Source organism: Mesorhizobium sp. M6A.T.Ce.TU.002.03.1.1 (assembly GCF_003997275.1).
GTDB classification, from domain to species: domain Bacteria; phylum Pseudomonadota; class Alphaproteobacteria; order Rhizobiales; family Rhizobiaceae; genus Mesorhizobium; species Mesorhizobium mediterraneum.
In genome coordinates this window covers 1-2161 of record NZ_RZTI01000264.1, presented here as the reverse complement: position 1 = coordinate 2161, position 2161 = coordinate 1, and the positions used below count along the sequence as shown (strand labels likewise).

Annotated in this window: 3 protein-coding genes and 1 pseudogene; all 4 read left to right on the top strand. The window is 61.0% G+C overall.

The features are described 5' to 3' along the window. Nucleotides 1-393 (top strand): enoyl-CoA hydratase/isomerase family protein (locus EOC93_RS33340; RefSeq protein ID WP_206532302.1); only part of this gene is annotated, 393 nt, incomplete at its 5' end. Beyond that, the gene (locus tag EOC93_RS33335) at nucleotides 390-812 is read left to right on the top strand and encodes a DUF6163 family protein (protein ID WP_127206736.1); all 423 of its coding nucleotides are present in this window, start codon (nucleotides 390-392) and stop codon (nucleotides 810-812) included. The genes EOC93_RS33340 and EOC93_RS33335, both read left to right, overlap by 4 nt. Before the next feature lie 286 nt (nucleotides 813-1098). Beyond that, entirely contained in the window at nucleotides 1099-1614 is a 516-nt protein-coding gene (locus tag EOC93_RS33330; RefSeq protein ID WP_127206735.1) for a winged helix DNA-binding protein, read from the top strand. 333 nt (nucleotides 1615-1947) lie between these two features. Continuing rightward, nucleotides 1948-2161: pseudogene (locus EOC93_RS33325) on the top strand (murein L,D-transpeptidase); the annotation flags it as partial.

The window sequence follows — 2161 nt, the reverse complement described above, 5'->3', positions numbered from 1 at the left end:
GAGACGGACAGGCGGACGTTGGAGGCGATCGCCCGCCATTTCGCGCAACCGTCGCTGGGTGACGTCATCGGTAGTCTGGAACGAGCTGCGCTCACCGATGCGTTCGCGGCCAAGACGCTGGCGACGATCCACTCCCGCTCGCCGACCAGCCTGCATGTCGCCTGGCGCGAGATCAGTGCCGGGCTGACGCTGTCGATGGACGAGTGCATGCGTATGGAGTTCCGCATCCTCAACCGCATGCTTGCCGGCCACGATTTCTACGAAGGCATTCGCGCCGCCATCATCGACAAGGGCTCGACACCGCTCTGGCGGCCGGCAGGCATCGACAAGATCAGCGCTGCCGATGTCGACGCCTATTTCGCGCCGCTCGGCGAACGGGAACTCGAACTGTGAGCGAGGTCACGTCGAGACGCGTCGTGCTCCAGCCCTCGACGGTCGAGATCATCTTCGCCTGGTTCCAGCGCGTCGTATCCGGCTACTGCCTGTTGTTCGGGATTTTGTACTGGATCCGGCTGATCGGCTTCTATCCCGGCCCGTTGTGGCGCTTCGACCTGATGCCGGTGCATTGGCAGGTGGCGGCGGTGATGCTCGCCGTCTTCTTTCCCTTCGCCGCTGCCGGCTTGTGGATGCTGGCCTCCTGGGGGCCGGTGATCTGGGTCATCTGCGCGGTGACCGAGACCGTCATGTATGCCGGCTTTCCCGAACTGTTCGGCCACCGCCTGCTGATCGTCGCTTCGCATGCGGCGGTGGCGCTGCTCTACATCGTCTTTCGCGTGGTGATCTGGCTGCAGAAGCGGCAGACGCCGCGATAGAGCATCGGACCCAAAAGTCGGAACCGGTTTTGGGACAATCCGATGCACAACAAGAATAGCGCCGCGCGTCCCAGTGGGCGCGCAAATTTCCGCCCGGAATCATTGGCTAAACCTTTAGGTTAATCATCCTTGTTCGGGTGACCCTTCGTTAAGCCTCTTTCGAAACCTCTTACCGGTAAGCTCTTGTTAGCCCTAGCGTTTAAGTCGAATTTTATGAGTATTCGATAGTGTCGCGATCAAGGTGAAAAACAAAAAATCACCAGGCGACAAACGAGAGGCAAAGACAATGATCAATTCCCGTCCGGCGGCGAAGACCGCCAACGTATCCGATGACCGCCGCGAAGCAATCCGTTCGCTGTACATGGAATCGCTGCAGCTGGTGGAGCGGCTGCACCGCCGCCTGCTTGACGTGATCAAGGACGAATTCGACCGCAACGGCCGTTCCGACATCAACGCCATCCAGGCGCTGCTGCTCTTCAATATCGGCAATTCGGAGCTGACCGCCGGCGAACTGCGCTCGCGCGGCTACTATCTCGGCTCGAACGTCTCCTACAATCTGAAGAAGCTGGTCGATCTCGGCTTCATCAACCACCAGCGCTCGCGCATCGATCGCCGTTCGGTGCGGGTCTCGCTGACGCCGAAGGGCAGTGAGGTGGCGGAAGTCGTCGGCGGCCTCTACGAGCGCCATGTCGGCTCGGTCGAGCAGGTCGGCGGCATCAACACGGAAGAATTCAAGCAGATGAACCGCGCCCTGCAGCGGCTGGATCGCTTCTGGAACGACACCATCGCCTACCGGATGTAAGGCATACGTCACTTCTAGCGGAAAGCCGCGCCGAAGAAGCGCGGTCGGAAGCGAGCTAAAGACCGGTGCCGAAAAGCACCGGTCTTTCCGTTTCGTGAGGGCCAGCCGATCCAAATCACGGTCAGGGCCACGTTGCCGCCATATTCCCGGTGAAAGCGAGAATGCGGGTGATGTTAGCAGCGAAAGCCAAGCGTCTCCCTGAACGCGCGTCGCCCCCGGCGCGTTCTCACAACCGAAGGGGCCATGGTTGGCTGATTGTTAAGAACGCCAACTCTAGAGTGCGGGCGGGATCGCCCTGTGAAGAGAATTGTTACAAGACTGTCTGGAGCGTACATGAGAACCAGTCGCCGTTTCTTCCTTTCCGGAGCCTCCGCGTTGGCAGCGACGATGCTTGCCGGTGGCGCCAGCGCGCAGGACGTGATCGGGGATATCCTGAAATCCTCGGGCCGCGGCAACTGGGACGACCAGTTCGACGCCCGCGCCAGCCAGGGCGGCAAGGTGGCCTCGACGCTGCCGATCGTCAGCCCGCAGACCGTTTCCTTTACCG